General features: G+C 70.8%; 1 protein-coding gene. It reads right to left on the reverse strand.

What is annotated here, in order from left to right; translation table 11 throughout:
- Positions 1-93: 93 nt before the first annotated feature.
- On the reverse strand, positions 94-524 hold a 431-nt coding region (locus tag HUK84_RS22575; RefSeq protein ID WP_176642086.1), incomplete at its 5' end, for an NAD-binding protein.

The following is a 524-nucleotide window of genomic DNA, read 5'->3' on the forward strand; positions in this document are numbered from 1 at the left end:
CTGGCGCGCCCTGATGGCAGGCGGGCGGCCGGACGCGGCCTGGGCGACCGGCTGGCCGTCATGGCGGCCATGCTCAGCGGCCGGATCTGACCGTCAGGGTGACGTGACGATCTGCTCCAGGACCGCGAACAGCGCCGAATAATCGGCGTCGGCATCGGCGCGCCGGGTCAGGGACAGCAATTGCGTCGCCGCCGCCACCGTGACCGCCGGCGCCGCCAGCCGCGCCGCGTCGGTGAGCAGCAGGCGCATGTCTTTCTGCATCAGCCGGATCGGGAATTGCGGCGTGAAGTCGCCGGCGCGGGCGGCCTTCAGCTTGCGCTTGTGATGGGGTGAGATCACGGCCACGGAATCGAGTGTGTCGAACAGCATGTCGCGATCCAGCCCGGCGGCCAGGCCATAGGCCACGCCCTCGGCCACCGCGGCCAGGGTCGCGCCCATGATCCCGTTGACCACCAGCTTCAGCTTCGCGCCGCTGCCCGACGGGCCGGCATGGATCGTCGCCTTGCCGATCGCGTCGAAGATCG

Origin of the sequence: Nguyenibacter vanlangensis (assembly GCF_013376155.1) — a bacterium.
Lineage (GTDB): Bacteria > Pseudomonadota > Alphaproteobacteria > Acetobacterales > Acetobacteraceae > Gluconacetobacter > Gluconacetobacter vanlangensis.